At 66.8% G+C, this 25,970-nt stretch carries 25 protein-coding genes, 1 tRNA gene and 2 pseudogenes; 23 read left to right on the top strand and 5 right to left on the bottom strand.

Annotation, left to right across the window (positions count from 1 at the left end; translation table 11 throughout):
* Positions 1-98, top strand: a pseudogene (locus MFF24_RS19520) (IS5 family transposase); the annotation flags it as partial.
* Positions 99-118: 20 nt separating this feature from the next.
* Here MFF24_RS19520 and MFF24_RS29065 read toward each other — a convergent pair.
* Positions 119-274 (bottom strand): annotated as a pseudogene (locus MFF24_RS29065) (YdaS family helix-turn-helix protein); the annotation flags it as partial.
* A gap of 76 nt (positions 275-350) precedes the next feature.
* On the opposite strand from MFF24_RS29065, the gene MFF24_RS19515 reads away from it, so the two are divergent.
* The 8 genes from MFF24_RS19515 to MFF24_RS19480 all read left to right on the top strand — a co-directional run bounded on the left by MFF24_RS19515 (position 351) and on the right by MFF24_RS19480 (position 6,174).
* Complete coding sequence (locus MFF24_RS19515; protein ID WP_238226578.1) at positions 351-1,016, top strand: helix-turn-helix domain-containing protein; 666 nt, start codon at positions 351-353, stop codon at positions 1,014-1,016.
* Between the two features lie 163 nt (positions 1,017-1,179).
* Complete coding sequence (locus MFF24_RS19510) at positions 1,180-2,010, top strand: antA/AntB antirepressor family protein (RefSeq protein WP_238226576.1); 831 nt, start codon at positions 1,180-1,182, stop codon at positions 2,008-2,010.
* A gap of 330 nt (positions 2,011-2,340) precedes the next feature.
* The gene (locus MFF24_RS19505; RefSeq protein WP_238226574.1) at positions 2,341-3,453 is read left to right on the top strand and encodes a hypothetical protein; all 1,113 of its coding nucleotides are present in this window, start codon (positions 2,341-2,343) and stop codon (positions 3,451-3,453) included.
* A 35-nt stretch (positions 3,454-3,488) separates the two neighbouring features.
* Positions 3,489-3,911 carry a hypothetical protein gene (locus tag MFF24_RS19500; RefSeq protein ID WP_238226572.1) on the top strand — a complete coding sequence of 141 codons (423 nt, stop codon included), beginning with the start codon at positions 3,489-3,491 and terminating at the stop codon, positions 3,909-3,911.
* Positions 3,908-4,336 (top strand): hypothetical protein, encoded by a 429-nt coding sequence (locus MFF24_RS19495; protein ID WP_238226570.1) that lies wholly within the window; start codon positions 3,908-3,910, stop codon positions 4,334-4,336. The genes MFF24_RS19500 and MFF24_RS19495 overlap by 4 nt, the downstream gene beginning before the upstream one ends.
* Positions 4,333-4,608, top strand: coding sequence for a hypothetical protein (locus MFF24_RS19490; protein WP_238226568.1), 276 nt, complete (start codon positions 4,333-4,335; stop codon positions 4,606-4,608). Before MFF24_RS19495 ends, MFF24_RS19490 begins: the two co-directional genes overlap by 4 nt.
* Positions 4,609-4,705: 97 nt before the next feature.
* Positions 4,706-4,966, top strand: coding sequence for a hypothetical protein (locus tag MFF24_RS19485; protein WP_238226567.1), 261 nt, complete (start codon positions 4,706-4,708; stop codon positions 4,964-4,966).
* Positions 4,966-6,174, top strand: a complete 1,209-nt coding sequence (locus tag MFF24_RS19480) for a site-specific integrase (protein ID WP_238226565.1) — start codon at positions 4,966-4,968, stop codon at positions 6,172-6,174. Before MFF24_RS19485 ends, MFF24_RS19480 begins: the two co-directional genes overlap by 1 nt.
* 57 nt (positions 6,175-6,231) lie before the next feature.
* Here MFF24_RS19480 and MFF24_RS19475 read toward each other — a convergent pair.
* Positions 6,232-6,307, bottom strand: a tRNA-Lys gene (locus MFF24_RS19475).
* Between the two features lie 222 nt (positions 6,308-6,529).
* Here MFF24_RS19475 and hemC point away from each other — a divergent pair.
* Positions 6,530-7,459: a hydroxymethylbilane synthase gene (gene hemC / locus MFF24_RS19470; protein WP_238226563.1), complete on the top strand. Its 930-nt coding sequence runs from the start codon at positions 6,530-6,532 to the stop codon at positions 7,457-7,459.
* Positions 7,460-7,506: 47 nt separating this feature from the next.
* Here hemC and MFF24_RS19465 read toward each other — a convergent pair whose 3' ends face one another.
* Complete coding sequence (locus MFF24_RS19465; protein ID WP_238226560.1) at positions 7,507-8,565, bottom strand: GSCFA domain-containing protein; 1,059 nt, start codon at positions 8,563-8,565, stop codon at positions 7,507-7,509.
* 48 nt (positions 8,566-8,613) lie between these two features.
* Here MFF24_RS19465 and MFF24_RS19460 point away from each other — a divergent pair, with 48 nt between their 5' ends.
* Entirely contained in the window at positions 8,614-9,630 is a 1,017-nt protein-coding gene (locus MFF24_RS19460) for a WcbI family polysaccharide biosynthesis putative acetyltransferase (protein WP_238226558.1), read from the top strand.
* Positions 9,631-9,650: 20 nt separating this feature from the next.
* Here the strand turns inward: MFF24_RS19460 and MFF24_RS19455 are convergent, their stop codons facing one another.
* Positions 9,651-10,046: a response regulator gene (locus MFF24_RS19455; RefSeq protein ID WP_238226556.1), complete on the bottom strand. Its 396-nt coding sequence runs from the start codon at positions 10,044-10,046 to the stop codon at positions 9,651-9,653.
* A 104-nt stretch (positions 10,047-10,150) separates the two neighbouring features.
* Here MFF24_RS19455 and MFF24_RS19450 point away from each other — a divergent pair, with 104 nt between their 5' ends.
* The 11 genes from MFF24_RS19450 (at position 10,151) to MFF24_RS19400 (ending at position 21,837) form a co-directional block, all read left to right on the top strand.
* Positions 10,151-10,510 (top strand): Hpt domain-containing protein, encoded by a 360-nt coding sequence (locus MFF24_RS19450; protein WP_238226554.1) that lies wholly within the window; start codon positions 10,151-10,153, stop codon positions 10,508-10,510.
* A gap of 355 nt (positions 10,511-10,865) precedes the next feature.
* Positions 10,866-11,378 (top strand): peptidoglycan-associated lipoprotein Pal, encoded by a 513-nt coding sequence (pal, locus tag MFF24_RS19445; protein ID WP_108942695.1) that lies wholly within the window; start codon positions 10,866-10,868, stop codon positions 11,376-11,378.
* Between the two features lie 140 nt (positions 11,379-11,518).
* Positions 11,519-12,544: a tol-pal system protein YbgF gene (gene ybgF / locus MFF24_RS19440; protein WP_238226553.1), complete on the top strand. Its 1,026-nt coding sequence runs from the start codon at positions 11,519-11,521 to the stop codon at positions 12,542-12,544.
* 55 nt (positions 12,545-12,599) lie between these two features.
* Complete coding sequence (tilS, locus tag MFF24_RS19435; protein ID WP_238226551.1) at positions 12,600-13,631, top strand: tRNA lysidine(34) synthetase TilS; 1,032 nt, start codon at positions 12,600-12,602, stop codon at positions 13,629-13,631.
* Between the two features lie 137 nt (positions 13,632-13,768).
* On the top strand, positions 13,769-15,697 hold the full coding sequence (ftsH, locus tag MFF24_RS19430; RefSeq protein WP_108942692.1) for an ATP-dependent zinc metalloprotease FtsH: 1,929 nt from the start codon (positions 13,769-13,771) through the stop codon (positions 15,695-15,697).
* 104 nt (positions 15,698-15,801) lie between these two features.
* Positions 15,802-16,551, top strand: a complete 750-nt coding sequence (locus MFF24_RS19425; RefSeq protein ID WP_108942691.1) for a sulfite exporter TauE/SafE family protein — start codon at positions 15,802-15,804, stop codon at positions 16,549-16,551.
* A gap of 148 nt (positions 16,552-16,699) precedes the next feature.
* Positions 16,700-18,040 carry a phosphoglucosamine mutase gene (gene glmM / locus MFF24_RS19420; protein ID WP_238226550.1) on the top strand — a complete coding sequence of 447 codons (1,341 nt, stop codon included), beginning with the start codon at positions 16,700-16,702 and terminating at the stop codon, positions 18,038-18,040.
* A gap of 386 nt (positions 18,041-18,426) precedes the next feature.
* Positions 18,427-19,293, top strand: a complete 867-nt coding sequence (locus MFF24_RS19415; protein ID WP_238226548.1) for an outer membrane protein — start codon at positions 18,427-18,429, stop codon at positions 19,291-19,293.
* Positions 19,294-19,469: 176 nt separating this feature from the next.
* Positions 19,470-20,333 carry an outer membrane protein gene (locus tag MFF24_RS19410; protein WP_238226546.1) on the top strand — a complete coding sequence of 288 codons (864 nt, stop codon included), beginning with the start codon at positions 19,470-19,472 and terminating at the stop codon, positions 20,331-20,333.
* 294 nt (positions 20,334-20,627) lie between these two features.
* Positions 20,628-21,554, top strand: a complete 927-nt coding sequence (locus tag MFF24_RS19405) for an outer membrane protein (protein ID WP_238226543.1) — start codon at positions 20,628-20,630, stop codon at positions 21,552-21,554.
* A gap of 25 nt (positions 21,555-21,579) precedes the next feature.
* The gene (locus tag MFF24_RS19400) at positions 21,580-21,837 is read left to right on the top strand and encodes a hypothetical protein (protein ID WP_166061196.1); all 258 of its coding nucleotides are present in this window, start codon (positions 21,580-21,582) and stop codon (positions 21,835-21,837) included.
* A 58-nt stretch (positions 21,838-21,895) separates the two neighbouring features.
* Here the strand turns inward: MFF24_RS19400 and MFF24_RS19395 are convergent, their stop codons facing one another.
* Positions 21,896-22,444: an HNH endonuclease gene (locus MFF24_RS19395; RefSeq protein ID WP_012457067.1), complete on the bottom strand. Its 549-nt coding sequence runs from the start codon at positions 22,442-22,444 to the stop codon at positions 21,896-21,898.
* Between the two features lie 742 nt (positions 22,445-23,186).
* Between MFF24_RS19395 and MFF24_RS19390 the strand changes: the two genes are divergently transcribed.
* A complete protein-coding gene (locus MFF24_RS19390; protein ID WP_238226541.1) occupies positions 23,187-25,928 on the top strand; it encodes a DUF3772 domain-containing protein in 2,742 nt (913 codons plus the stop codon).
* The last annotated feature ends 42 nt before the right edge of the window (positions 25,929-25,970 follow it).

The raw sequence follows: 25,970 nt of genomic DNA, 5'->3' as shown, positions 1-25,970 counted from the left end.
TCAAAGAGTGGCGCGCCGTCGCCACCCGCTACGAGAAGACCGCCGTCAGCTTCACCGGTGTCCTCTGCCTCGCCGCAACACTCGACTGGCTCAGGTGACGACAGGCCCTAGCCCGGTCTAAGGCGACGGCTATCTGTGCTGGTATCGGCATTTCGCCTAACAGCATTCGCGAAATCGTAGACTGAGACGAGCCCACAGCCTTCGCCATTCGATCTTGAGAACCGAAATGCTTGATGGCCTGTGCGATAATCGGATGCGTCTGGTGCGTACCCATTTCCAACCCATAACCCGTTTGCGCATTACCCGCAATAGGGTGATCGTCGCTACCCACATGCGGGTATGATCTCCACATGAGCGACGATATCGGCCCGATGATCCGCACAGCCCGTGAGCGCCGTGGCTGGAGTCAGGAGTTTCTTGCTGCAAAGGTGGGAGCGACCCAATCAACAATCGATAGGATCGAAAGCGGGCTGACGCGCAGATCTAGGGTGTTGCCGGAAATTGTATCGGCGCTTGATATTGATCTGCCAGGACATGAAAAGCGGCAAACGCCCACCCAGGTTGTGGGAGGGTTTGCCCGAGTAACTTATGTCTTGCCGAAAGAACTTATCGAGAGGATTGAGCAGTATAAATTCGCAATCGGAATTTCGTCTGATGACGAGGCGGTTCGCAGGATAATTGACGATTTTCTAAAGAAAAGAGATGAAATTGTCGATGTAATTAATCGAATAATCAATAAATACAAACTCATCAAATCAATGAGAGAAGCTGCTGGTACAGTTTTGGCCAATCACCCCCTTGTAACAACAATATCTTTTGATAAGGGTGGTGTTGTATTTGACTTTGATGATAGCTTGTACGGCAAACTTGATATTGAAATAACCAGCTGGGGACTTGTAAGTATTAAGAAACCAGATGGGTCGAATTTCTTTTTCCATAAAAGCGATGCCCCCCGCTGGCTATCTAGTGATAATATAGTCGAGGAATACGGGAGCACGGACTATATACCGTTTTAACCCGTTTTCGGGTTGACGGGTATGCGAAAACGGGTAACCTGCACTCCATCGCCATTCGCGGTGGAGCCGGACCGTGCTCGCAAACCTTCTCCCCTTCATTCCGATCCTGGCCCTCGCCGCGCTCTGGTGCGTCGGCCATCACCGCTACGGGCAGGCCTGAGCCATGGGCGCCGCAGCTTTTCCCCTCATCGCACCCGGCGTCATCGGCGGCGCTTTGGTGCAGACCGTCAACGCTCGCGACCTCCATGCCTTTCTGAAGGTCGGCCGGGTGTTCGGCGCCTGGATCCAGGGGCGCATCGCGAAGTACGGCTTCGTCGAGAATGCCGACTTCGTGACCGTGGAAGGTTTGAGCTTTCCCGATCGGGAAAGCTCAAAGGGTACGCACTCGGTGAGTACCCTTCACGCCGACGGCGCTTTGAGCTCGCCGGATCTGGCGACCTCAAAATCGGGCCGAGGTGGCGCCCGCCCGCAGCGAACCACCGAATACCACCTGACCATGGACATGGCGAAGGAGCTGTCCATGGTCGAGAACAACGCCCAGGGTCGCGCGGCCCGGCGCTACTTCATCGACTGCGAGCGACGCGCGAAAGAGGCCGAGGCTGTCCGTGTTGGCCCGCTTGACGCCTACCCCGAGATCCCTGCCGCCGACAGCCGCATCCAGATGGTCGCCGAATGCCGGCGCATCCACGGGGCCCGGGCCGCCCGCAAGCTCTGGGTCCGGCTCGGCATGCCGGGCGTGGATGACGAGCTGGATCAGCCACCGAGGCGCCTCGCCCTGTTCGGCGATGCGCGCGACGCTTGGTGCGAGCGAATCATTGAGGCCCTGACAACGGCCAGGGAGGGGCTGAGCGACCGCAAGCTTATGGTCCGTGCGGCGGTCAGCAGCGTCGAGTTCTCAGCGGTGGTCGGCCGCTTGGAGCAAGAAGGGCTGATGCAGTCATTCTGGATTCGCGGCCAGCGCTTCTACAGGGCGCCCGACGAGACGGGGCGGTAGCCGCGTCAGTGGCGCGCCGAGCCCGACTCGGATCTGCAAGCGGGATTCCAGAACATTTCACCGTGCCGGGCTATTGACAGGCCCGCGGCCATTTCCGGCGACGCCAGCGTTAACGCACCGTCGTGCGATCCCGGCTAATCGTTAATGCCGTGATCCTGTGATTCACTTTTAAGTAACGCTATCGGCCTAGGAACGGACACGGAACAAATTCCTCCATGCGGAGGCCGACGGCGGGGCTCAGCCGACCAAAGCACCGCCCCGCCGTCATTTTCCCAGTGCCCTGGCCGGCAAGCCGGGGCTCCAGTTGCCACAGCGATGGGAGACATCGACGTGACCGAAAGTCAGGATACCACACGTGCCGCGTTGCGGCACGACGGCGAAGCTATGCCATCTGTTTCGACAGACGCGGGGCTCGACCAGGCGGCCGATCGTCTTCTCGTCGAGCTACCGGTTGACGACACGGGCTGCGATCAGGGGCGTGTCCTGACCAGTCCGCAAGACGATCCAGTCTTCAGGATGGCCGCGCAGCTCGGCCGCCTCGTCGCACGTCACAGCGCTCTCGACCATCAAAGCGTCGGCCGGGATCGCGGCACCGAACAGCAGAAGCGTGACCGCGAGTTTGAGATGAGCGATCTCGACAGACGGGCCGAGTTTCTGCGCGACGCTGCGACGTACCATACAGCTTCATCGCTTCCCGGAGCCCTGGCTCACCTCGTGGTGGGCTCGCAGTTTCTTAGCGACATCCTCGACCAGGATGCCGAGGACGCTGAGATTCGCGAGTGGCGCGTGAAGGCCGTGCGCCGGTGCCTCTACTCTGTGGCGCATGTGCTGGCTGCCGTTTCGGGTGTTTCGCCCCGGGTGTTCGGCTCCGACTACTCTATGGCAGGCTATCTCGATGAGATGACGCTCGCGATGGCTCCGGCGGACGGCAGACTGTTTCCGACCGCCGCGAAGCCAACGGTCGACGACGCCCTCAGCCCGTCGATCAGCTTCATCGAGCGCCAGCTCGCTGACATGAACTGTCGGGCAGAGACCTTGTGGGGCCTCTACAGCGAGGCGGGCCGCATGGAGGACGAGAACAGCCACAATCCGGATCAGGACCAGGTGAAGCTCGCGCGGCACAAAATGGGCGACATGGCCGAGAGCCACGCCCGTCGCCGCTGGCGCGAGCTTCTGCGGCGAGCCATCGCACTGCCGGCCACCACGCCTCGCGAGCTTGGGCTGCAAGCCCGCCTGATCGCCATCGAGCTCGATGAATGGTGGGACAGCGACGACGACCTGGGCGACGGAGAAATCGCTTGTCGTCTCCTGCTGGACCGTCTCGCCGCCTTCGCAGGCCTCCCTCGCATCGAGCGCCCCGACGTGGAGCCCGCCGAGATCCGCGAATGGCTCGATGAGCCCGAAAAGCACGCGCAGACCTACCATCCGGAGACGCGCTCATGAACGCAGCTCCTTTCGCCGGTCGCTCGATTCGCGACGTGAACCTCGTCTTCCTCTCCTCGGGAGAGACCGTCAGCATTGGCGACATCACGACCGCAGCTGAGGGACAGGCGATCCTCGACGACCTCGACGGTGCGATCTTGCGCATTGAGGATGATCTCGCCTGCGATTGTCAGGACCCCAACCCGGAATGGCGCGAACGGGCAGAGATGGCGCTGAAGAAGAAGCGTCGTCAGCGCCCCGCTCTCCAGCAGCGGATCGGTGACCTGCGGCGCTCCGAGCGGCAGGCGGCGGTTCACCCGCCGGCAGGCCTAGGGCCAAACCGCCGCGACATCCGCCGCAAGGCCTTCATCAACGCGGCCGAGCAGCTGCTGACGCCCGAGGTATTCACCGAGGTGCGGGCCCGCGCCGCGGAATTGGAGCCGGTTGCGTTCGCAGAAGCCGACAGGGGCGCCGCATGATCGCCGCGGCAAAACCCGTCCATATCGCCATCGTCGCCGGCAAGCCGTTCCGGTTCTTCCGCGGCCCCGGCCCCGCCCCGGATATGCCTTGGCACGCGCACGACGACCTACTCGCCGCGCTCGCGCTGCCGCGCCCGCTCCGCCGCGAGCTGCGGGCGAAGATGCTCAAGAACTTCGGCTCGAACTGTCGCACGGTCGAGGTCGACGGCGAGCCGGTGCTGATCGCCCCGCATTACGTGGCACAGGGGCTTGTCAGCGCCGCGCGAGAGGGCGGGCACGGCATCACGACGACGCCTGCCCAGGTAAATCGCGACTACGTCGCCGGCGGCATGGCTGCGCTGAAGGCCCTGACCGAAGGCCTCGGGCAGGTCGAGGGCTTCCACTACGTGATGGCCGCCTTCCACAATCAGGGAGGCGACCCGTGATCGGCCGCGCCGCCTACGTCGACATCGACGGCCGGCCATGGCCGGCGGAACGCCTCGACGCTCTGCTATCCGACGACGCGGTGCGCCTCGTCGTCGAGCATGGCGCCCGCATCGGCTCGCACGGTGCCGGTGATCGATGGGCGCCCGGTCTCGTACTGGCCTGGGCGCAGCGCCGCTACCGCCGCGCCGAGCCGGCCTCGCTGCTCCTGCTGCTCGTGACGCGGTTCTTCGATCTCGGTCTCGAACCGGACATCGGCGGAGGCGGAGCATGACCGCCGTCGACCTGCTCTACGGCCTCCTCGCGGCGCTCAGCGCCGGCACGGCCACTGCCATCATCATCGTTGCCCTACGGCTCATCAGGAGCCGCGCATGACGGTGCGCGCCGTGTCGTACCCGCCGGGATCTTGGCCGCTCGAAATGCGCGCCGAGACCGCCGCGGCCTACTGCGACGAGCCGAGTGTTGAGGCGTTCCTGTCGAAGGTCGAGCGCGGCATCTATTGCCGGCCTCGGCGGCAGCAGGGATGCTTGCCGAAGTGGCACCGGGCGAAGCTCGATTCGGACATCGCCCGCCGGCACGGACTCGCCTTCGAGACGGCAGTCGTCGCCGAGGATGTGGCGGAGCTGATCTGATGCCGCGCACGAAGCCGGTCGGCTGGCCCAAGCTGATGGTGGCCCGCCGCCTCAAGGCGGGTACCGTCGCCTACTATTGGGGCCCGCCCACCTGGGCGACTAAGGGCGGTTGCCCGCTCACGTTCGAATCGCTCGGGGCCGACTACGGCGAGGCCAAGCGCCGCTGCGACGAGATCCTGAACCCGCAGTTCGACGCGTGGCGCACGCGCTCGACCGCGCCCATCGTCGACGCGGCAGCGAAGGTCGGCACGTTCGATTGGCTGACTGGCATCTACCGATCCTCGCCGAAGTTCACGGATCGGCCTACGCGCACGCGCAAGAGCTACGACGCGGCGCTCGCCCTCGTCGCCGACTACAAGATGAAGGACGGGCGGCGCTTCGGTTCGCTCGCGCTCGCCAGCATTCAGCCCGGCGTCGCCGATCGGCTCTATGACCGGCTTAAGACCAAGGCTGACGGCACGGCACGGGTGCGCACCGCCATCCTGGCGATGACTGTCTGCAAGCGGGCATGGAACGTCGCCCGCCGCGATCGGCCGCGCGAGATCCCGCTCGACAACCCGTTCGCCAAGATGGGCCTCGCGTACAAGGCGAAGGCAACGCGGCCGGTGACGCACGCCGAGCTCGTCCGCTTCGTCGCCGCCGCCGACAAGGCCGGGGAGGGGTCAATCGGCACGGCGGCGATGATCGCGTTCTTCTGGCTTCAGCGACAGGAGGACATTCTGACCCGGCTGGCCTGGACGCACTACCGGCCGGCGGACGCGCCGGGCATCGTGCGCGTGTTCCATCACAAGACCGGAGAGCTGGTCGAGGTGCCGCTATTCGACACGGACGGCACGTCGCTCTGGCCGGAGATGACGGCGCGCCTCGACGCGCTGCCGCGTCGCGGCACGCTGATCGTCACGCGCGATCAGCTCGACCGCCGGCGCAAGGTGCATCTGCCCTGGCAGCCCGACTACTTCCGGCATCAGGTCGCGGAGATCCGCGAGGCGGCTGGGATCGACGCGGAGGTGAAGTTCATGGGCTTGCGCCACGGCGGCAACGTCGAGGGCGCCGAGGCCGGCCTGACCGACGCGCAGCTCCGCGCGCTCAGCGGCCACCTGACCACGGCCGCGCTGCTCCGCTACGCCCAGACGACGGCCGCGCAGCGGCGCGAAGGCGCGCGCAAGCGGCTGGAGGCGAGAACGAAGCGAGAGGGTTTGTCGAAATGAGCCGCTGACGCCGTGTCGAAACGGCGTTCCAAGTTGTGGCTAAGTGCTTGGAATGATTGGTGGGCGCACTAGGGTTCGAACCTAGGACCCGCTGATTAAGAGTCAGCTGCTCTACCAACTGAGCTATGCGCCCCAGGCCTCTTCGAAGAAGCCGGACCGCCGGGCCACCAGTCCCGTGCGGTGGCGGCGAATTAGCAACGGGCGGGCGGCCTGTCCAGCCCCCATCGAAAAGTTTTCCGACAAAGCGTTGGAGCGGTGCCCTCGGCAAGCATTTCGATAGGCTCTTCGACACGCCGTCAGACCCGCAGGCGTGCCGACGCGTGACGGGCGTCGCTGTCTCGGCTACAGCGCGAGGATGACTCTCTCGCGCTCCTTAAGAATCGGAACCCGCGGCAGCCCGATGGCGCTCGCCCAGACCGGCATGGTCCGCGATCGGATCGTCGCTGCCAATCCGGGGCTGGAGACAGAGATCGTCGTCGTCTCGACGGTGGCCGACCGGGTGCTCGACCGGCCGCTCTCCGAGATCGGCGGCAAGGGATTGTTCACCAAGGAACTCGAACAGGCGCTCTTCGCCGACACGATCGATGTCGCCGTCCACTCCATGAAGGATGTGGAGACCTGGCTGCCCGACGGGCTGACGATCGCCTGCATCCTGGAGCGGGACGACCCGCGTGACGCCTTCCTCAGCGCGGGCGCGGCCAACGGCTTGGCCGACCTGCCGTCCGGTGCCCGCGTCGGGACGTCATCGCTGCGGCGGGGCGCTCAGGTGCTGATGCACCGGCCCGACCTCACGATCGTGCCCCTGCGCGGCAATGCCAACACCCGCATGAGCAAGCTCGAAGCCGGCGAATGCGACGCCACGCTGCTGGCGCTCGCCGGCCTCCAGCGGCTTAAAATGACGGATGTCGCCCGCAGCGTCCTCCCTGTGGAGGAGATGCTGCCGGCCGTGGCGCAGGGGGCTCTCGGCATTGAGTGCCGGTCCGGGGACGACGCCATTCGGGCTTTGTTGGCGCCGGTGGCCTGTGTCACCACCACAACGGCGCTCGATGCGGAGCGCGGGCTGCTGGCCGAGCTCGACGGCTCCTGCCGCACGCCCATCGCCGCGCTCGCGCAGGTGGAGGGCGATCGCATCACCCTCGACGGCCTGCTCTTCCTGCCGGATGGCAGCCGCCATTGGGCTGTCCACCGTGAAGGCTTGGCCGCGGAGGCGGACGCGATCGGTCGCGATGCCGGCGCCGAACTGAAGCGGGCCGCCGGCGACGTCTACTTCGCCCATCTTAAATAGCGCCGTCTCGGACCGGATCCGGTCGAGAGGGCGTATCCAGGCCTCTGTCAGGCGAGGCTGCGCTCGATCGTCTCCTCGTCGCAGACGACGCCCGCCGTGCCGGCGAACTCCGCCTCGCTGACACGGGACGGCGGCTCCCGCCTCTGGACCGACCCGGGCGAGAAACTCGCCATGAAGCTGCGCATCACGTGAGCGACGCCGGCCTCGGCGATGCCGCGCTGGTCCTCCTCGTAGTAGCGCCCGCCATGGGTGTGGCTGGTGATGATCTCGTAGGAGGGGAAGTAGGCGAGGCGCGGGTCGCCGCGCTCGCACACCTCGCCGGCCGCGGCGCGCAGCACCGCCTTCGAGTGGGCGTTGGCGACGAGCACATGCTGGTCGCGATAGGTCGCGATCAACGGCACCGGCGAGACCGTCAGGATGACGCGCGCCGCCGCGTTCACGCTCCAGAGGCGGTCGAGGAAACCGGAGACGTCGGCGATCACCTCCGCAGTGCTCGCATTGACGAAGGCGACCTCTTCCGGATCGAACCGCCCGCCGGCGACACCCGGCGCGAGCGAGAGCGCCGCGCCATCGGCCCGGCAGCGCCAGCCCTCGGTGAGGCCGAGCGTCACGACCAGCACGTCGAGGCTCTCGAAGAGCGCGCGCACCTGGGCGAGATGGTGGTCGCGGGCTTCGATCACCGCCGCCTCGTCACCGAACCCATCGGGCTCGATGGTCGGGCGGAACGGATCGACGAAGCGCCCGTCCTCCCGCCGCCACGCCTTCAATTCCGGCTCGAAGGCGCCGAAGGCCCGGTCGAACAACTGCACGAACTGGCGGGGGCCGTAGAGATTGCCGTAGCGCGCGGAGAAGGTGCCGTACTGGCGCGCCGACGCTTCGGCCGCTCCCATCCCCTCCGGCGCGGCTTCCGTGACGTGGTAGCGGAAGCCGCCGCGTGCGAGCGCCTGCGAGACGCGCTGCGCAAAACAGGAGCCGGCGGTCGCGACCCGGTCGGTGCGCGCGATGCGGAAGCTGTCGCGCGGGCCCGGATCGATGGCGAAGGGCGGCACACCCGCCACCGCCTTGCGCCAGAACCGCTCGGCCGGTAGATCGCGGTAAGGGTTCATCGCCTGATCCGACTCCTGCACGCCCGCCCGCGAGAGGCCGCGCGCCGCTTGGCCCCGCTCCCCGCCCTTTTCAAGCCGGCTGTCCAGGCCGCCGCTTTGCGCTCCTTCTCCCCGCGATCCTGGGCGAGACCGTGGCGGCCTTCATCGGGCCGCCCCCGCATCGCGGTGATCGGCAATTGCCAAGCCTCCGGGATCGCGCAGGTCCTGCGCCTGCTGCTGCCGGGCGCCGCGGTGGAGACGCTTCTGGTCGCGGGGCTCGGCCGCCGCTTCGGACATATCGACCGGCTCGCGCGCCATCTGGCGGACGCCGACCATGTCTTCTCGCAGTTCTTCCCGGTCGGCTTCGTTGCCGGTGGCAACGTTCACGACCTCGCCGAGCGCGTACCCGGCCTGCGGCTGTTCCCGACGATCCTGTTCTCCGGCTTCCATCCCGATCTCGTTCACGTCGGGGACGAGGCGAGCCTGCGGCTGTCGCGGCTCGTCGCCTCGCCGATCGGGCCGTATCACTCGGCGATCGCGCTCCAGGGCTTCCGTCGGGGCCTGTCCGTCGAGGCGACCCTGCGGCTCTACAACAGCACCGTCTTCGATCGTCTGGGCTACTTCGATCTGTGGCCGTCGAGCGCGGACTACCTGCTGCGTACGGCGCGCGATGTCGGGTTCGGCCTCGATCGGGAATTTGCTCGGTGGAGCCGTGACGGCGTGTTCATGCACGTCATCAACCATCCCCGGCTTCACGTGCTCGGCGACCTCAGCCGGCGCCTCGCACGCGAGGCGGGCTGCGACCCGCTCGATCTCCCGATTGCCGCCTACGCCCCCGACACGCTCGCGGCCGAGCCGGTCTGGCCGGTTCTGCCCGGAATTGCCGAGCGCTACGGCGTGCCGGGCTCGACCCTGTTCAAGGGTGACGGTCGCCGTGCCGCGCCGCGTCTGCTCGATCTGCCCGACTTCGTCGCCGAGAGCTTCGCTCTCTACGCCCGGCACCGGCCGGAGGATCTGACGTGTGTGCGCCTCGACACATGGGAGACGGAGCCGGACATCCGCGCGCTGTTCGCCGCGGCGGCGTAACACGCCGCAGAGCCCGGCCGTCAGCTGTCGATGCCGCTCCGACCCTCGTCGGGACGTGCGGCCATGATACTGGCGAGTTCCACAATCGCCCGCGTTTCGAACGGTTTGCGGAGATAGAGGCTGCCGCGAACCGTCCGGCCCTCGATCTGCGCCGCCGAGGAGGTATACACGATCGGCCGCTGCGGATGACGCTCACGATAAGCGCTCGCGACCGCCCAGCCGTCGACGAGGCCCGGCAGACCGATGTCGGTGAACAGCCAGTCGATCGATTCGCCCCCGTCCCGCAAAGCCGTCAGCGCGGCCTCGCCGCTGGAGGCGGCCAGCACGCGCATGCCTTCCCGCTCGCAAAGCCGCGTCAGCATCTCCAACAACAGGTAATTGTCCTCGACGATGAGCACGGTCGTGACTGACGACATGGCCCCTATCCAATTTCGGGATGGACTTCATCACGGGGTTGAACAGTTAATGCTTCGTTAACTCGACGGCCGCATAGCAATCTTTCGCAAAGCTGAGCAATGGAATGATCCCGCCCGCCGCGCCGCAACCCGATCCCGCCCGGGCAGCCGTCTTCGACGCTGATACCCTGTCCGAGCTGGAGGCACTGTTCGGCCGTTCCCGCCTGATGGAACTGCTCGAAGTGCTCGATCGGGAAATTGCGGCGCGCCTCGATCCGCCGGCCAACGAACCGTCGCGGCTGGCTCAGGACGCGCACAACCTCGTATCCTCGAGTGGCGGCCTTTCCTTCCACGACTTGTCGGAGGCCTGTGCCGCCTTGGAGCAGGCCTGCCTCAGCGGCGCCGAGATTACGACGCCTCTCGGGACCGCGGTTCACGCCGCTCGCCACGCGCGGAAGGCGATCGCAATCCTGCGCGCTGCTTGAGCCACCGACTGTTGCTGCGTCGCAACATCGTCGGGTAATGCAACGATCCTGAGCCCCGCGCCCACGGCGCGCCCCATTTCTCGGCTGAACACTGGCATCGCGGTGCGGTCGAGCTTGAACCCGTCACGGCTCTCCCCGTCTCGCGGGCAGACAGCGGCACGAACGCATCCGTGAGAGTCACTTAACCATCGGCGACTACACCATCTGGAACGAGAAGGCTCACAGCCGGCGCTAATCCGCGTGCGGTGATCGAGGTCTCATCCCAGCAGCAACTCGGGGCCGGTCCCGATCGTCAGGCGATCGAGACAGCACCGGATAAGACAACCGGCACGGCTCGGCCGTGAGGAGACAGACGATGTCGACACCCGCGCGCTTTCGTGGGCTTTCCCTGACGCTGGCGCTCTGCGCCGCGCTCGGGCTCGGCGCCTGCAGCAAGGACAGCGATCTCGCCGACGCCTCCGGCTTCGGCGCAGGCGGTGCGGGTGGCGTGGCGCGCCCCGGCAGCGCTCAGGACTTCGTCGTGAATGTCGGTGACCGGGTGTTCTTCGAATCGGACTCGACGGATCTGACGCCGACCGCCACCGCCACCCTCGACAAGCAGGCGTCGTGGCTCCAGCGCTATCCCCGCTACAGCTTCCTCATCGAGGGTCATGCCGACGAGCGCGGCACGCGCGAGTACAATTACTCGCTGGGCGCACGCCGCGCGCAGACGGTTCAGGATTACCTCGCTTCCCGCGGCATCTCGGCCTCGCGGATGCGGACCGTCTCCTACGGCAAGGAGCGTCCGGTGGCGGTGTGCAACGACATCTCCTGCTGGTCGCAGAACCGCCGCTCCGTCAGCGTCCTCGACGGCGGCGCCGGGTCCTGACACGGGGCCAGGCCCGGTTTTGCGGCCGACCGGGCCTTCTGCTAACGGGTGAGCGTGCCTCGCCGAACGCCCGGAGACGGGATTTTCGAGGGTCGCACCACGATGGCCGCGAGCCAGAAGACCGATCGGTGCCAGCCGCCATGTTCCGCCGCCCCCTCCTGACTCTCGGACTCGGCCTCTCAATTTCTTCGGCCGCCCTTTGCGCCGCGCAGGCGCAGGACGCCTCCGAACTCGTGGTACGCCTCAACCGTCTGGAGAACGTCTCCCGTCAACTCTCGGGACAGATCGAAACGCTTCAGTACGAGAATCGGCAGCTCAAGGAACAGCTTCGGAAGTTCCAGGAGGATGTCGAATTCCGCTTCCAGGAAGGGAAGGGGAGCACCGCCGCCCCGGCCCGCAAGGCACCGGCTCCCGCCGCCTCGCCGCCCTCGGCCGCCCCCTACGGAACCAATCCCGGCGAAGCGCGGCCGGGCAAGCGCAGCGACGCCTTCGACCCTGAGCAGAACCCGAGCGCGCCGGGTGCGCCGAAGCCGCTCGGGACGACACAGCCCTCGCTGCCGCTGCCGACCGGCGCCATCGCCGAGGCCGAGACGCCCCTGCGCCGCGCCGTTCCTCCGACGGTGGCGGAGGCGGATGCTGGGGCAGCCGACGACATGGATCTGCCGCCGCCCGGCTTCGGCGGGCCGGTCGATCTCTCTCCTCCGCCCGCGCGCACCGGCTCGATCGGACCGGTCGACGCGCCCGGCGCCAGTGCGAGCATCGCCGCCACCGGCAGCGGCGACGCGCAGGCCGATTTCGAGGCGGCCTATGCCCTAATCCGCGAGCGCCAGTACGAGCAGGCCGAGATGAGCCTGCGGCAGTTCATCCAGTCGCATCCGCGCGACCGGCTGGTGCCGAAGGCGACCTACTGGCTCGGCGAGAGCTATCTCCAGCGCAACCGCTCACGCGAGGCCGCCGAGCAATTCCTGAAGGTCTCGACCGATTACGCGAACTCGCCCGTCGCCCCCGAGGCGATGCTGAAGCTCGGTGCCTCACTGCACGCCCTGGGCGCCAAGGCGCAGGCCTGCGCCACGCTGGCCGAGGTCGAACGGAAGTTTCCGGGGGCGGGCGCCGGCGTGCGCCAGAGCGTCGAGCGGGAGCAGAAGCGCGCACGCTGCACCGCCTGAGCGACGCGGCGGAAGCCTCGTTCTGAGTAGAGCCATCGGCTTTCGGAAGAAGACGATGCAGCAACCGGAAGCGAGAGCGTCCCTGGACGAACGGCTCGCCCGCGCCCTCGTCCCGTTCCTCGACACGGCGACGTCGCCGCTGCTGCTCGCCGTGTCGGGCGGGCCCGATTCCACCGCGCTGATGCACGCGGCCCGCTCGGGCGGTGCGCGCGTCCATGTCGCCACCGTCGATCACGCCCTGCGCGCGGGGTCGGGCGAGGAGGCGGCCGGAGTCGGGCGCCTTGCGGCAGAACTCGGCCTCGGCCACACGATCCTGACCTGGGATGCGCCGCGCCGCGCCAGCGGTATCCAGGCCGCCGCTCGCGAGGCCCGGTACCGACTCCTCGCCGGCCACGCTGCGCGAATCGGCGCCGGTCTCGTTCTCACCGCCCACACGCTCGACGATCAGGCCGAGACCGTTCTGATGCGGCTCATGGCCGGTAGCGGTCCCTCCGGCCTCGCCGGCATGCGACGCGAGCGGGCGCTCGCACCGAACATCCGGCTGGCGCGGCCGTTCATCGATATTCCGAAGGTCGACCTCGTGGCCTATTGCGAGGCCCATCGTCTTCCATTCCTGCGCGATCCATCCAATGCCGACGTGCGCTTTGCCCGAGCGCGGCTACGCACCCTCCTACCGCTTCTGGTGGAGGAGGGCCTGAACGCGGCCCGCCTTGGCCGGCTTGCCGTCCGCGCCGCGCGAGACGATGCCGCGCTCGGGCAGCGCGCCGACGCGGTGCTGTCGGAGATCGCCGGCGGGGAAGAGGAGACACTTCGCCTTGATGGCCATCGCCTGCGCCGTGAACCGGAGGCGATCGTGCTGCGTGTGGTCGATGCCGCGCTCGATCGGGTTACGCCGGACCACGAAACAGCGGTCCCGAAGCGCCTCGAGCGGCTCGAGTCCCTCGTTCTCGACGCGCTGTTGCCGGCGCTCGCAGAGGGGAGGGCGTTGCGCCGCACCCTTCGGGGCGCCCTGATCGAGGCGGACGACAAGGGGATCATTCGTCTCACCGCCGCGCCCCCGCGCAGGGCAGGCGGGGTCCGCCGCTAACGCTACGCGGTCTCCCTCGCCGCAGGCGCCTCCGATTTACTTGGCAAGCGAGGGGGCGCCGCCTACATTGGCTTCGAGCGCGTGGGGTATGCCGCGACTTTGCGGGACGACGCTCGCACGCCTCCCAGGACCGATCGATGAACCCGAATTTCCGCAATTTCGCCCTGTGGGTCGTCATCTTCCTGCTGGTGCTCGCCCTTGTGACCCTGTTCCAGAACCCGGGTCACCGCGGCGGCGGCAGCGAGATCGCCTACAGCCAGCTCCTGAACGACGCCGATGCCGGCAAGATCCAGTCCGTCACGATCTCGGGTCAGGACGTCAGCGGCACCTATGTGGGCGGCGGCAACTTCTCGAGCTACCTGCCGAACGATCCGAGCCTCGTCTCGAAGCTGCAAGCCAAGGGCGTGCAGATCACCGCGCGTCCGCCCTCCGACAACACGCCCTGGTTCATCCAGCTTCTCGTGAGCTGGCTGCCGATCCTGGTGTTCATCGGCGCCTGGATCTTCCTCTCGCGCCAGATGCAATCCGGCGCCGGCCGCGCCATGGGCTTCGGCAAGTCGAAGGCCAAGCTCCTGAACGAGGCGCATGGCCGCGTCTCCTTCGAGGATGTCGCCGGTGTCGAGGAGGCCAAGGAGGATCTGCAGGAGATCGTCGAATTCCTGCGCGACCCGCAGAAGTTCCAGCGCCTCGGCGGCCGCATCCCGCGCGGCGTGCTGCTCGTCGGCCCGCCCGGCACGGGTAAGACCCTGATCGCCCGCGCGGTTGCGGGTGAGGCCAACGTGCCCTTCTTCACGATCTCGGGCTCCGACTTCGTCGAGATGTTCGTCGGCGTCGGCGCGAGCCGCGTGCGTGACATGTTCGAGCAGGCGAAGAAAAACGCGCCCTGCATCATCTTCATCGACGAGATCGACGCGGTCGGCCGTCACCGCGGCGCCGGTCTCGGCGGCGGCAACGACGAGCGCGAGCAGACGCTGAACCAGCTCCTCGTGGAGATGGACGGCTTCGAGGCCAACGAAGGCGTCATCATCATCGCGGCGACCAACCGTCCCGACGTGCTCGACCCGGCGCTGCTGCGTCCCGGCCGCTTCGACCGCCAGATCATGGTGCCGAACCCGGACGTGACCGGCCGCGAGCGCATCCTGCGCGTCCACGTCCGCAAGGTCCCGCTGGCGCCCGATGTCGATCTCAAGACCATCGCCCGCGGCACCCCCGGCTTCTCCGGCGCCGACCTGATGAACCTCGTCAACGAATCCGCTCTCCTCGCCGCGCGTCGCGGAAAGCGCATCGTGACGATGCACGAGTTCGAGGACGCCAAGGACAAGGTGATGATGGGCGCCGAGCGGCGCACCCTCGTCATGACCGAGGACGAGAAGCGTCTCACCGCCTACCACGAAGGTGGCCACGCCATCGTCGCCCTGAACGTCCCGGCCACCGATCCGGTCCACAAGGCGACGATCATTCCCCGCGGCCGTGCGTTGGGCATGGTCATGCAGTTGCCCGAGCGCGACAAGCTGTCGATGTCGTTCGAGCAGATGACCTCGCGTCTGGCGATCATGATGGGCGGGCGCATCGCCGAGGAGATGATCTTCGGCAAGGACAAGGTGACCTCGGGGGCCCAGTCCGACATCGAGCAGGCGACGCGGCTGGCCAAGATGATGGTCACCCGCTGGGGCTTCTCGCCGGAACTCGGCACGGTCGCCTATGGCGACAACAACGACGAGGTCTTCCTCGGCATGTCGATGGGCCGTCAGCAGACAGTCTCGGAGGCAACCGCCCAGAAGATCGACGCCGAGGTGCGCCGACTCGTCGAAGCCGGCTTGGAAGAGGCCCGCCGCATCCTCTCCGAGCACAAGGACGACCTCGAGGCGCTGGCGCAGGGCCTGCTCGAATACGAGACCCTCTCGGGCGAGGAGATCCGCAAGCTGCTCCAGGGCGAGCCGCCGGTGCGCGACTCGGGCGACGTGCCGCCGACTCCGGCCCGCGGCTCCCCGGTGCCCTCGACCGGACGCGGCCGTCCCCGCGGCAGCGACGGCGGGCTGGAACCGAGCCCGCAGCCGCAGGGCTGATAATCCGAAGTCAGTCAGGGGAGGGGGCGCCGCGAGGCGCCCCTTTTCATGTCCGCGACCCCGCACCTTGCCCCTCGTGAGTTGATTGGACGGAACGGCCGGCCATGCCGAGTTCGGTCATCGTGATCGTCGCCCTCGGTGCGGCGATCGCCGGCTTTGTCCAGGGCCTGTCCGGCTTCGCCTTCGGCCTCGTGGCCATGTCGATCTGGGTGTGGGTGATCGATCCGCAGCTTGCGGCGGCGCTGGCGGTCACCGGTGCATTGGCAGGTCAAGTCGTGGCTGCCATCACTGTGCGCAGAGGCTTTGCAATCGGCCTGCTGGCCCCTTTCGTCATCGGCGGCCTCGCCGGTGTTCCGCTCGGGGCCTTCCTGCTGCCGCATCTGGACATGCACTGGTTCAAGGCCATCCTCGGGGCCGTGCTCGTCCTGTGGTGCCCGGCGATGTTTCTCTCGAAGGATCTGCCTCGCATCACCGTCGGCGGCCGGGTTGCCGACGCGGCCATCGGCCTCGGTGGCGGCTTCCTCGGCGGTCTCGGCGGGTTCACGGGTACGCTGCCGACGCTCTGGTGCACGCTCCGCGGCTACGAGCGGGACGTCCAGCGCGCCGTGATCCAGAACTTCAATTTGTCGATGCTCGCCGTCACCCTGCTGGTCTACGTCGCCTCAGGGCTCATCACCCGCACCATGCTGCCGATGATCGGGCTGGTGCTCCCGGCCATGCTCGTTCCCGCGGTCGTCGGCGCCCGCATCTATGTCGGATTGAGTGAAGCGGCATTCCGCAGGCTCGTCCTCGGGCTCCTCACCGCTTCGGGCATCGCCCTGCTCGTCGCGTCGGTCCCACACCTTCTTCGATGACGCCGGTCGAACCGGCTCGACCGCCCCATTTCGACCGCCTTTGTCGCGGAGCAACCGATTCACCACGCCCGCGATCCGCTCCGCCGGCCGGGGGCATGATCTGGTAAGGTGGCCGTCTGCGAGCCACGCCGAGCGCGGAGAAGCGACGTTGCGCAAACACTTCGGAACCGACGGCATCCGCGGCCGGGCCAACGGCGTCATCACGCCGGAACTCGCCCTCAAGGTCGGACAGGCTGCGGGCCTAATTTTCCAGCGCGGCGACCACCGCCATCGCGTCGTGATCGGCAAGGATACCCGGCTCTCGGGCTATATGATCGAGACCGCGCTGGTGGCCGGCTTCACCTCCGTCGGCATGGACGTGCTCTTGCTGGGCCCGATGCCGACCCCCGCCGTCGCGATGCTGACCCGCTCCATGCGTGCCGATATCGGCGTGATGATCTCGGCCTCGCACAACCCGTTCGAGGACAACGGCATCAAGCTGTTCGGGCCCGACGGGTTCAAGCTCAACGACGAGCTTGAGCTTGAGATCGAGAGTCTGATCGACGGCGACATGCGCCGCCGCCTCGCCGGTTCGCGCGACCTCGGCCGGGCCAAGCGGATCGAGAGCGTGCATGCCCGCTACATTGAGTTCGCCAAGCGCACCCTGCCCCGCCACGTCACCCTCGACGGCCTGCGCGTTGTGGTGGACTGCGCCAACGGTGCAGCCTACCGCGTCGCCCCGGAAACGCTCTGGGAGCTGGGCGCCGAGGTGATCGCCATCGGCGTCGAGCCGGACGGCTTCAATATCAACCAGGATGTCGGCTCGACCGCGCCGGAAAGCCTCGTACAGAAGGTGCGCGAGCTGCGCGCCGATGTCGGCATCGCCCTCGACGGTGACGCCGACCGGGTGCTCATCGTCGACGAGAAGGGCCAGAAGGTCGATGGTGACCAGCTCATGGCGGCCGTGGCCCGCTCGTGGAAAGAGGACGAGCGGCTTACACAGCCGGGCCTCGTCGCCACCATCATGTCGAATCTCGGCCTCGAACGCTTCATCAACGGGCTCGGCCTGACGCTCGCCCGCACGGCCGTCGGCGACCGCTACGTACTCGAACACATGCGCGAGCACGGCTACAATCTCGGTGGCGAGCAATCCGGCCACATCATCATGTCGGACTACGCCACCACGGGCGACGGCTTGGTGGCCGCCCTACAACTCCTCAGCGTCGTCAAGCGCCGCAACCTGCCGGTGAGCGAAGTCTGCCACTGCTTCGAGCCGCTTCCGCAGATCCTCAAGAACGTCCGCTTTCGCTCCGGCGAGCCGCTGCGCGCGGATTCGGTGGTTACGGCCATCGCCCACGCCAAGGACCGTCTTGGCCAATCCGGGCGCCTCGTGATCCGTCCCTCGGGCACGGAACCCGTCATCCGCGTGATGGCCGAGGGCGACGACCGCGACCTCGTCGCCGAGGTGGTGGACGAGGTGGTCGACGCCGTGTCCCGCGCCGCGGCCTGACCTCGTTTCCGTTCGATCGCATCGGGGTGATCCCAGTCCGTCATCGCACGCATCAGCGAAGCGGTGACCCGGGACAACGAAACCGAGCAGAACGGGCGGACGACGTTCGAGGGGGCATTCCTCGACCGGACGACGGGCTGCTCTCCCGACAGAGACCGATCAGGGCGGCCCCGTCGCAAGGCGGAGCCGTTCCGAGCGGCGGTGAGCCGCCGGGCGGCACAATCGAGGATGGTACTGAGTTTCTAACGTTTATGACGGTCCATGAAACGGATCGACAAGACTAATTTTTTACGTTAAGCGCGGCTTAACCTTCATAGACCATCCTTGCACTCGCATCTCGAGCCGGCCTGACCTTTCGGCGCGCTCGACGGGTGAAGGATATCTTAATGCGCCGCCGCTCCAGAATTCCCGCACTGGCGCGCTCTCTCACGCTCCTCGCGGGCGTTGGGGTGCCCTGCTTGGCACAGGCTGCCGACCTGCTGCCGCCGCCGCCCCCGATGCCCGCGCCGCTGCCCGAACCGGAAGTGTTCGCCGGTGGCTGGTACCTGCGCGTCGATGGCGGTTACGGCTCGCTCGACCTGCGCAAGAGCATCGCCGAAGACGTTTCGCATCCGCCGAAGCCGTACGACTACGCCGTCATTCAGGACAAGGTGTCGAACCAGTACTTCGTCGGCGGCGGTATCGGCTACCAGATCAATCCCTGGCTCCGCGTCGACGCGACCGGCGAGTACCGCTTCGGCAGCAAGTGGACGTTCGTCGCCGAGGACAAGACCTTCGGCAATACCGGCGGCTACAACGTCACCAGCGGCAAGTTCGATTCCATCGTCGGCCTCGCCAACGGCTACGTGGATCTCGGGACCTGGTACGGTGTGACGCCGTTCATCGGCGCCGGCGTCGGCGTTGCCCATCACAGCTTCGGCGGCGTAACCGACAAAGGCTTCGGCGCCTACGAGGGCGGCTACGGGATCGGCCGTCACAGCGAGCGGACCAACTTTGCCTGGGCGCTCCACGCCGGTCTCGGCTACGCCGTAACGCAGAACGTCCGCTTTGAGGCCGCTTACCGCTACCTCAACATGGGCGAGGCCACGACCGGCGTCGTCACCTGCACCCCGGATTGCCCGAAAACGGTCTACCGGGTGAAGGAGCTCGAGGCGCACGACGTCAAGGTCGGCCTTCGCTACATGTTCGGTGCACCGGTCGCAGTCGCCGCAGTCGACTACGCGCCGCCCCCGCCGCTGGTTCGCAAATACTGATTACAGCGACTTTCAATCGACACTTGTACGGCGCGGAAGCTTCCCGCGCCGTACTTGTTTTCAGCTTTGAGGCTCCGCCGCTGGTTAAGGTTAAGCCAATCATAACTTTTGTCAGCGAGAATCCCGGACAATCGAGGCGCGGATCCCTCCTGCCGCCCCCTCCGACGAGGCTTCCCATGATTGCATCGCATCGTCTGGCGCTGGCGGCCACGCTCGCGACCGGCACGCTCCTCGGGGTCCTGACCGGCACTTGCGCGCTTTCCGGAAGCGCCTCGGCCGCGGACCTGCTCCCCCCGCCTCCGCCGCCGCCGCCCGTTGTCGAACCGGTGGCCATCGGCAGCGGCTGGTATCTTCGGGGCGACTTTACCCAGAGCTGGTACGAGCATCCGCGCGACGACGCCATTCCCGATCCGAGCGACCCCGGCATGCCGCCGCTGGTCGGATTGCGGCTGAGCTCGGAAGCCGGCTACGGCGGCGGTATCGGCTACCAGATCAATCCCTGGCTCCGCGTCGATGCTACGATCGACCAGCGCGGCGCCTCGTCCTTCCGCGGCTATTCCTCGCGCTCGGTGTTCCAGACCGGCTACAACCTTGAGGCCGGCAAGGTCGATGTGCTGACGGGCCTCGTCAACGTCTATGCCGATATCGGGACGTGGTACGGCTTCACGCCCTATGTCGGCGCCGGCGTCGGCTTCGCCGACAAGCGCATGAGCCGCAACTACACGCAGACGACCTGCCTGATCGATGGCTGCGACGGGGCCGCCGGCACCGGCTCGCGCGACGCCGCCTTCCGCGCCAACCACTCGGTCACGACCTTCGCCTGGGCCCTGACCGCCGGTGTCTCCTACGATATCGGTGCCGGCTTCAGCCTCGATGCCGCCTATCGCTACATCAATCTCGGCAAGATTCGCAGCGGGCTCGACGAGTATGGCGGCCTGACCCGCGTGAAGGATCTGGCAGCCAACGAGTTCAGGGTCGGCATGCGCTATCGCTTCGCCGACGGCTTCCTCCCATCCGCAGCGCGGGACTTCGGCAACTGAGCCGACCAATCCTGCTTCTCATCGACAGGCGGCGTCCGGGGTCAGATCCGGGCGCCGCTGCCGTTTCGAGCCCTCGCGGGAAACCGCGGGCCACACGGCGCCGGCGGGCCTTCGGGATGTCCCCCTGCACGATCCCGTAGGAACCGATCATAGGCGTTCCGTGGACCGGACCGGCACACCCGTCATCTCGGGACGTCATCCAATGTTGGTTTGGTACAAAATATTAAGGTTACCGAGTTAGTACGAAAGGGTCAGCCCGGAGCCGCGACGGCCCGGTGCGTGAGGACGACGACGATGCGCATCGCGACCCTGGCTGTTCTGGCTTCCGTTCTGATTTCGCCCGCTCTCGCTGCCGATCTCGACTACGGCGTGCTGCGCGGCGCCGACGATGACTACCTCGCGCCGGCTCCGCTGATCGACTGGAGCGGCTTCTATGTCGGCGGACATGGAGGCTATTCGACTGCGTCTATGGGGTTCACGAACGTTTTCGGCAATCCATATCGCGAATACTTTCGTGCTCGCGACATCGAAGCCGAATTTGGCGTTTCTTCCCTGCTGACTTTTTCATCCCGGCGGGTCCATAGCACAACCTATGGCGCCTATGCCGGCTACAACGTCCAATTTGATGACGCCGTATTCGGCCTCGAGGTGGATTATACAAGCTTCAATAAGTCCGGGATTTCTTATAACGAAATCAGTCGCTTTTACACGACAAAAGCCAACATGTTCGAGATCGTGAATCTGCGCGGATTCTCGAAGACCGAACTTGAGGATTACGGCACCATCCGCGGCCGAGCTGGCTACGCCTTTGGGAGCTTCCTGCCATTCGTCACGGCAGGTCTGGCGATCGGCCGCGCCACCATTCTGGACCAACCGGAAGTTCAAAATTACGGCTACGACGCGACCGCGGCTGCAGCCTATCAGGCCAATCCGAGGTCCGGTACTCCGGTCACCCACCACGGATACGCGAACGGAAACACTGCCTTCGATCCAGGCGCGCCTCAAGATCCGAACAAGTCAGTCCCCGATGGCTTCTATCAACTCCCTGCGAAGCCCAAAAGCAAAGCGGTCGCTGGCGTCGCGCTGGGTGGCGGTATCGAGTACGCGATTACGTCGAATTTTCTCCTGCGCGGCGAGTATCAATACGTGCTCTTTGACGATTTCGATGGGCACAAGGTGAACATCAATACCGTTCGCGGTGGTGCCGCCATCAAGTTCTGAGGCGATCGAACACGGGGGCCTGTCCATGCGTCACCTGCTTCCGCTCGCAGCCGCGACCCTGGCTGGTTTCGCGACGCTTCCGCAGGCAGAGGCCGGCGAAGTCGACAGGCGCGCGCGACCACCCGGCCCGGCAGTGACGGCCCTCCCGCCCGAGATCCCCTACCGCGATCCGCGCCCGCGCTTCCGTGCGCCACCGCCAGTCGAACGATTTGTGGTCCGGGCCTACCTGCCGCGGCCGACCAACCAGCCGATGTTCAACGAGCCGCCGCAGCCGCTCCGCTGAGACCGGACGGAGCATCGCCAGATTCCGCAAGCTGTCGATCACCGTTCGGGACGATGGTTTAGCTGTCGAGTTCGCTGTCCCAATAGAGATAGTCGAGCCAGGTGTGATGGTACTGGCGGTGGTCGAATTCCGGCTGGCGGCGATGCAGCTCGTGGCGCGTCGGCCGGTGCGGTTCGTTGAGAAGCGGCATCTCCGCCTCGTCCGGCGTGCGGTTGGCCTTGCGCAGATTGCACGGCGAACAGGCTGCCACGACGTTTTCCCAGGTGGAGAGGCCGCCGCGGGAGCGGGGCACGACGTGGTCGAAGGTCAGACCGCCGGAAGGCAGACGCAGGCCGCAATATTGGCAGGTGAAGGTGTCGCGCAGATAGATGTTGTAGCGCGTGAAGGCCGGGCTGCGGGCCAGCGCCACATAGCTCTTGAGGGCGACCACGCTCGGCACCTTGAGCGACCGGCTCGGGCTATGGGCCTCGATGTCGTAGTTCGCGACCAGGGTGACACGGTCGAGAAACAAGGCCGTGAAGGCGTCCTTCCACGACCACAACGAGAGCGGATTGTAGGAGAGCGGCCGGTAATCCGCGTTGAGCACCAGGGTTTGCAGATCGATCATCGACGCCACTCACTGCTCGTGACGGCGCCCCACGGGCGCCTCGGCCTTGGACGCTGGAGGTCCGAAGGGCCATGCCGCACCCGCAACAGCCGGAGCCCAAGAGGCACCCCGAGGGGCACCCTCTGAGACACCGCGGAACCGTGCCGAAGAGCATGGCGCCCAGGCACGGCCACGGGTCTCCGATCCGTCGCGCTCTCTCGCACCAAAGCCGCAGCCGGAGCGCGACGCGCTCCGACCGGTCGGCCGAAATAAAGGAAGCTGGTTGGACCTCGACGCCGACAGCTCCCCCGACCGGCGAGTCTTGCCGGTTCGAACCGAAGCGTGGCAGGGCGGACGATCAGCGCCGCCTCCTCGCTGCGTGAGGATATGGCCAAGTCCATCGCGGCTTAGTGTAATATCAGCGTGACAAGCTTGTGAAGGCGAGCGAGCGGTCCCTGGCGTCGCGGCCGCCAATTTTCCTTGCAAATCGGCTTTCGCCTTCCTTGGCCGCACGCTTTTGCCCCATTGCGCGGGCAGACACCGCCGGAAGAAACCGCGCGGCCGACTATTGTGCGTTGCAAAAAGTTTCGCTGCGCATCCCCTCGGCAAGCCGGGCTGAGGCCCTAGCTCAGGGGCAACAAGACAGAAACTCTCGATCCGGTTCGCCTCGGGCGGTCGTTGCATGGGCATTCGCACCCCTGGCGGCCCGGCTGCTCAGGCCCCGTGGACCCGACGCGACCCGCTCCTCCCGCGAAGGATGACGATGCTACGACGCTCCCTTCTCAGCCGTTTCCGCCACAGGATTCTCGGCACGGCCCTGATCGCGACCCTGGCCGCGACTGCCGTCCTGCCGAACGCGGCGTCGGGGCAGGGGAGTCCGCCGGCCGCTCAGGCACCGGCTGCGAAACAGCAGAACGCCGCACCGCCACCGGCGAACGGGCAGCCGGCTCCGGCCAACGAACAGGCCGCGCCGGCTACCAAGCCGGCAGCGCCCAAGGCCCCGGTGTCGGAGGCGCTACAAACCCTGCGGGACCGGCTCGATACCATCAAGGACGATCTCGAAGCGCGAGAGAAGGCGATCACCGGTCCGAATGTCGGCGCGGGCGACCTGATCCGCGCGCGCGACGGGCTCGACCCGCTCGCCGACCGGCTGCGATCCGTGATCGATCTGCTGGGCCCCCGCTTGGACGCCGCCCGCGAGCGTCTCACGCAGATCGGGCCGAAGCCAAAGGAGGGCGAGGAGAGCGAAGAGGTCGCCCGCGAGCGCGCAGAGCGCGAGCAAGCGGTCAATGACATCGACGGCACGCAGCGTCTGGCCAAATCGCTGCTGGTGCAGAGCGACCAGATCGTCGATCAGATTTCGAACCGCCGCCGCGCGGCCTTCACCCGCGGCCTGTTCGAGCGCAGCTCGTCGCTGCTGACCCCCGATCTCTGGATGCGGGTCGGTGCGGACATTCCGCGGGACATCAGCTCGCTGAAAAGCGGCTTCGATGACACCGTCTCCCTGTTCCGCCGAAACGGCAGCCTTTGGAACCTGCTGATTCTCGGGCTCGCCCTCGGCCTGTCTGTTGCCCTGTATTTCGGGCGCCGCAACATCGCGCCGGCCCTGGGACGCCGGGACATCAACGTCACCGCGCCCTCCAGGCGCGCCAAGCTTCTCGGCGCATGGCGCGTGCTCCTGCTCGGGACCTTGCCGGCCCTGGCGGGAAGCTATGCGGTCTACTACGCCCTCGACGTAACCGAGCTGCTGCCGGCCCGCTTCCTGCCGGTCGCCAGTACCATTCTGGGTGGCATCGCCTTCATCGCCTTCGTCGAGGCGATGGCCGACGCCCTGCTCGCGGTCAACAAGCCGGCCTGGCGTCCGGCACCGGTCTCGGATGCCGCCGCGTGGCGCATCACCGCACTCGCCGTCAGCATCGCCGTCGTCATCACGGTCTCGAAATCGACCGAGGCCCTCAATTCGGCGATCTACGCAGCACTGCCGATCTCGATTGCCACCCGCGGCATCGGCGCGATAACGGCGGCGTTGCTGCTCGCCATCGGCCTCCACCGTTTCGCCGATACGGCGGAGAAGGAGGAGGAGTGCTTCGGCCCCTATGTCGGGACCGAGACCTCCTCCAACATCGGTGGGCCGCTGCGGCTGCTCGGCTGGGTCGCGGTCGCCGTGATCGCGGTCGCGCCGCTGGTCGGCTACGTCGCCTTCTCGGCCTTCCTCGTCGATCAGCTGATCTGGACCGCCAGCATCCTCGTGCTGCTCTGGCTGCTGGTCGTCAGCGCCGACGTCCTGATCGGCGGCTCTCTGTGCGAGGACACCCGCATCGCCACGACGCTCCAGGCGAATACCGGCCTGCGCAAGCGCTCGCTCAACCAGATCGCGGTGCTGACGACGGGCTTCGCCCGCGTCCTGCTGATCGCGGTCGCCGCGCTCCTGGCGTTGGCCCCTTGGGGGCTCGACTCAACCGACATCTTCTCGTCGGTCCGCACGGCGTTCTTCGGCTTCAAGGTCGGCGATGTCACGATCTCGCTCTCGGCGATCGCCTTCGGCGTCAGCATCTTGGTGGTCGGGGTGTTCATCACCCGTGGTATCCAGCGCTGGCTCGAGAACACCTACCTGCCGGCGACCGACCTCGATGCGGGCCTGCGCAACTCGATCTCGACGGTCGCCGGCTATGTCGGCTTCCTCCTCGCTCTGGCGTTGGCCTTCTCCTATCTGGGACTCAGTCTCGAGAAGCTGACCATCGTTGCCGGTGCCCTCTCCGTCGGTATCGGTTTCGGCCTCCAATCAATCGTCAACAACTTCGTCTCGGGCCTGCTGCTGCTCTGGGAGCGCCCGATCCGCGTCGGCGATCAGGTGCTGATCGGCGACAGCGAGGGCATCGTGAAGCGGATCTCGGTGCGCTCCACTGAGATCCAGACCTTCGACCGCTCGGCGGTGATCGTGCCCAACTCGAACCTGATCTCCGGCATCGTCAAGAACCGCGTGCGCGGCGACCGGACCGGTCGGGTCATCATCTCGGTCAGCGTGCTGCGCAGCAAGGATCCGGTCGAGGCGGCCGAGATGATGGTCGCCTGCGCCAAGGCGCATCCGGACGTACTCAAGGAGCCGGCGCCGCGGGTGGTGTTCAAGAAGATCGGCGATCCCTTCCTGGAGTTCGAGCTGATCGCCATGGTGGTCGACGTCAATCTGAGCCAGAAGGTGCAGAGCGACCTGAATTTCTCGGTGTTCAAGGCGCTCGCCGACGCCGAATTCATCCCGCCGATGGGCCCGGCTTCCAGCTTCATCACCGTGCAGGGCCTGGAACCGGTGCGCGACGCGCTCGGTCAGATCGCGCACGCGGTCGGCAGCCCGGCGGCGCACGTCATCGCTCCCCCGGCGGCCGCCCGATCGGAGAGCGAGGAGAAGGTCTCGGCCGGAGCCGACGAAGCGTCGTCGACCGACCCGCGCGAACCGGCCCGACGGTCAGGAAGCGCGTCGCCGGACGGAAACCTGCGGCGCCACGGGTAGAACGGCGCAAGCCGAACCGACCCCTGGGGAAATCGGGGCCGG

It is taken from the genome of Methylorubrum aminovorans (genome assembly GCF_022179725.1).
GTDB classification, from domain to species: Bacteria; Pseudomonadota; Alphaproteobacteria; order Rhizobiales; family Beijerinckiaceae; genus Methylobacterium; species Methylobacterium aminovorans.
This window is presented reverse-complemented; position numbering and strand designations above follow the sequence as displayed.

What these genes read in the sequence shown, in the direction of transcription:
- MFF24_RS19515 (WP_238226578.1), top strand. Translation starts at nt 351, where the DNA reads ATGAGCGACGATATCGGCCCGATGATCCGCACAGCCCGTGAGCGCCGT.
- MFF24_RS19510 (WP_238226576.1), top strand. Translation starts at nt 1,180, where the DNA reads ATGGGCGCCGCAGCTTTTCCCCTCATCGCACCCGGCGTCATCGGCGGC.
- MFF24_RS19495 (WP_238226570.1), top strand. Translation starts at nt 3,908, where the DNA reads ATGATCGCCGCGGCAAAACCCGTCCATATCGCCATCGTCGCCGGCAAG.
- MFF24_RS19485 (WP_238226567.1), top strand. Translation starts at nt 4,706, where the DNA reads ATGACGGTGCGCGCCGTGTCGTACCCGCCGGGATCTTGGCCGCTCGAA.
- MFF24_RS19480 (WP_238226565.1), top strand. Translation starts at nt 4,966, where the DNA reads ATGCCGCGCACGAAGCCGGTCGGCTGGCCCAAGCTGATGGTGGCCCGC.
- hemC (WP_238226563.1), top strand. Translation starts at nt 6,530, where the DNA reads ATGACTCTCTCGCGCTCCTTAAGAATCGGAACCCGCGGCAGCCCGATG.
- MFF24_RS19465 (WP_238226560.1), bottom strand. Translation starts at nt 8,565, where the DNA reads ATGAACCCTTACCGCGATCTACCGGCCGAGCGGTTCTGGCGCAAGGCG.
- MFF24_RS19455 (WP_238226556.1), bottom strand. Translation starts at nt 10,046, where the DNA reads ATGTCGTCAGTCACGACCGTGCTCATCGTCGAGGACAATTACCTGTTG.
- MFF24_RS19450 (WP_238226554.1), top strand. Translation starts at nt 10,151, where the DNA reads ATGATCCCGCCCGCCGCGCCGCAACCCGATCCCGCCCGGGCAGCCGTC.
- pal (WP_108942695.1), top strand. Translation starts at nt 10,866, where the DNA reads ATGTCGACACCCGCGCGCTTTCGTGGGCTTTCCCTGACGCTGGCGCTC.
- ybgF (WP_238226553.1), top strand. Translation starts at nt 11,519, where the DNA reads ATGTTCCGCCGCCCCCTCCTGACTCTCGGACTCGGCCTCTCAATTTCT.
- tilS (WP_238226551.1), top strand. Translation starts at nt 12,600, where the DNA reads ATGCAGCAACCGGAAGCGAGAGCGTCCCTGGACGAACGGCTCGCCCGC.
- ftsH (WP_108942692.1), top strand. Translation starts at nt 13,769, where the DNA reads ATGAACCCGAATTTCCGCAATTTCGCCCTGTGGGTCGTCATCTTCCTG.
- MFF24_RS19425 (WP_108942691.1), top strand. Translation starts at nt 15,802, where the DNA reads ATGCCGAGTTCGGTCATCGTGATCGTCGCCCTCGGTGCGGCGATCGCC.
- MFF24_RS19415 (WP_238226548.1), top strand. Translation starts at nt 18,427, where the DNA reads ATGCGCCGCCGCTCCAGAATTCCCGCACTGGCGCGCTCTCTCACGCTC.
- MFF24_RS19410 (WP_238226546.1), top strand. Translation starts at nt 19,470, where the DNA reads ATGATTGCATCGCATCGTCTGGCGCTGGCGGCCACGCTCGCGACCGGC.
- MFF24_RS19405 (WP_238226543.1), top strand. Translation starts at nt 20,628, where the DNA reads ATGCGCATCGCGACCCTGGCTGTTCTGGCTTCCGTTCTGATTTCGCCC.
- MFF24_RS19400 (WP_166061196.1), top strand. Translation starts at nt 21,580, where the DNA reads ATGCGTCACCTGCTTCCGCTCGCAGCCGCGACCCTGGCTGGTTTCGCG.
- MFF24_RS19395 (WP_012457067.1), bottom strand. Translation starts at nt 22,444, where the DNA reads ATGATCGATCTGCAAACCCTGGTGCTCAACGCGGATTACCGGCCGCTC.
- MFF24_RS19390 (WP_238226541.1), top strand. Translation starts at nt 23,187, where the DNA reads ATGCTACGACGCTCCCTTCTCAGCCGTTTCCGCCACAGGATTCTCGGC.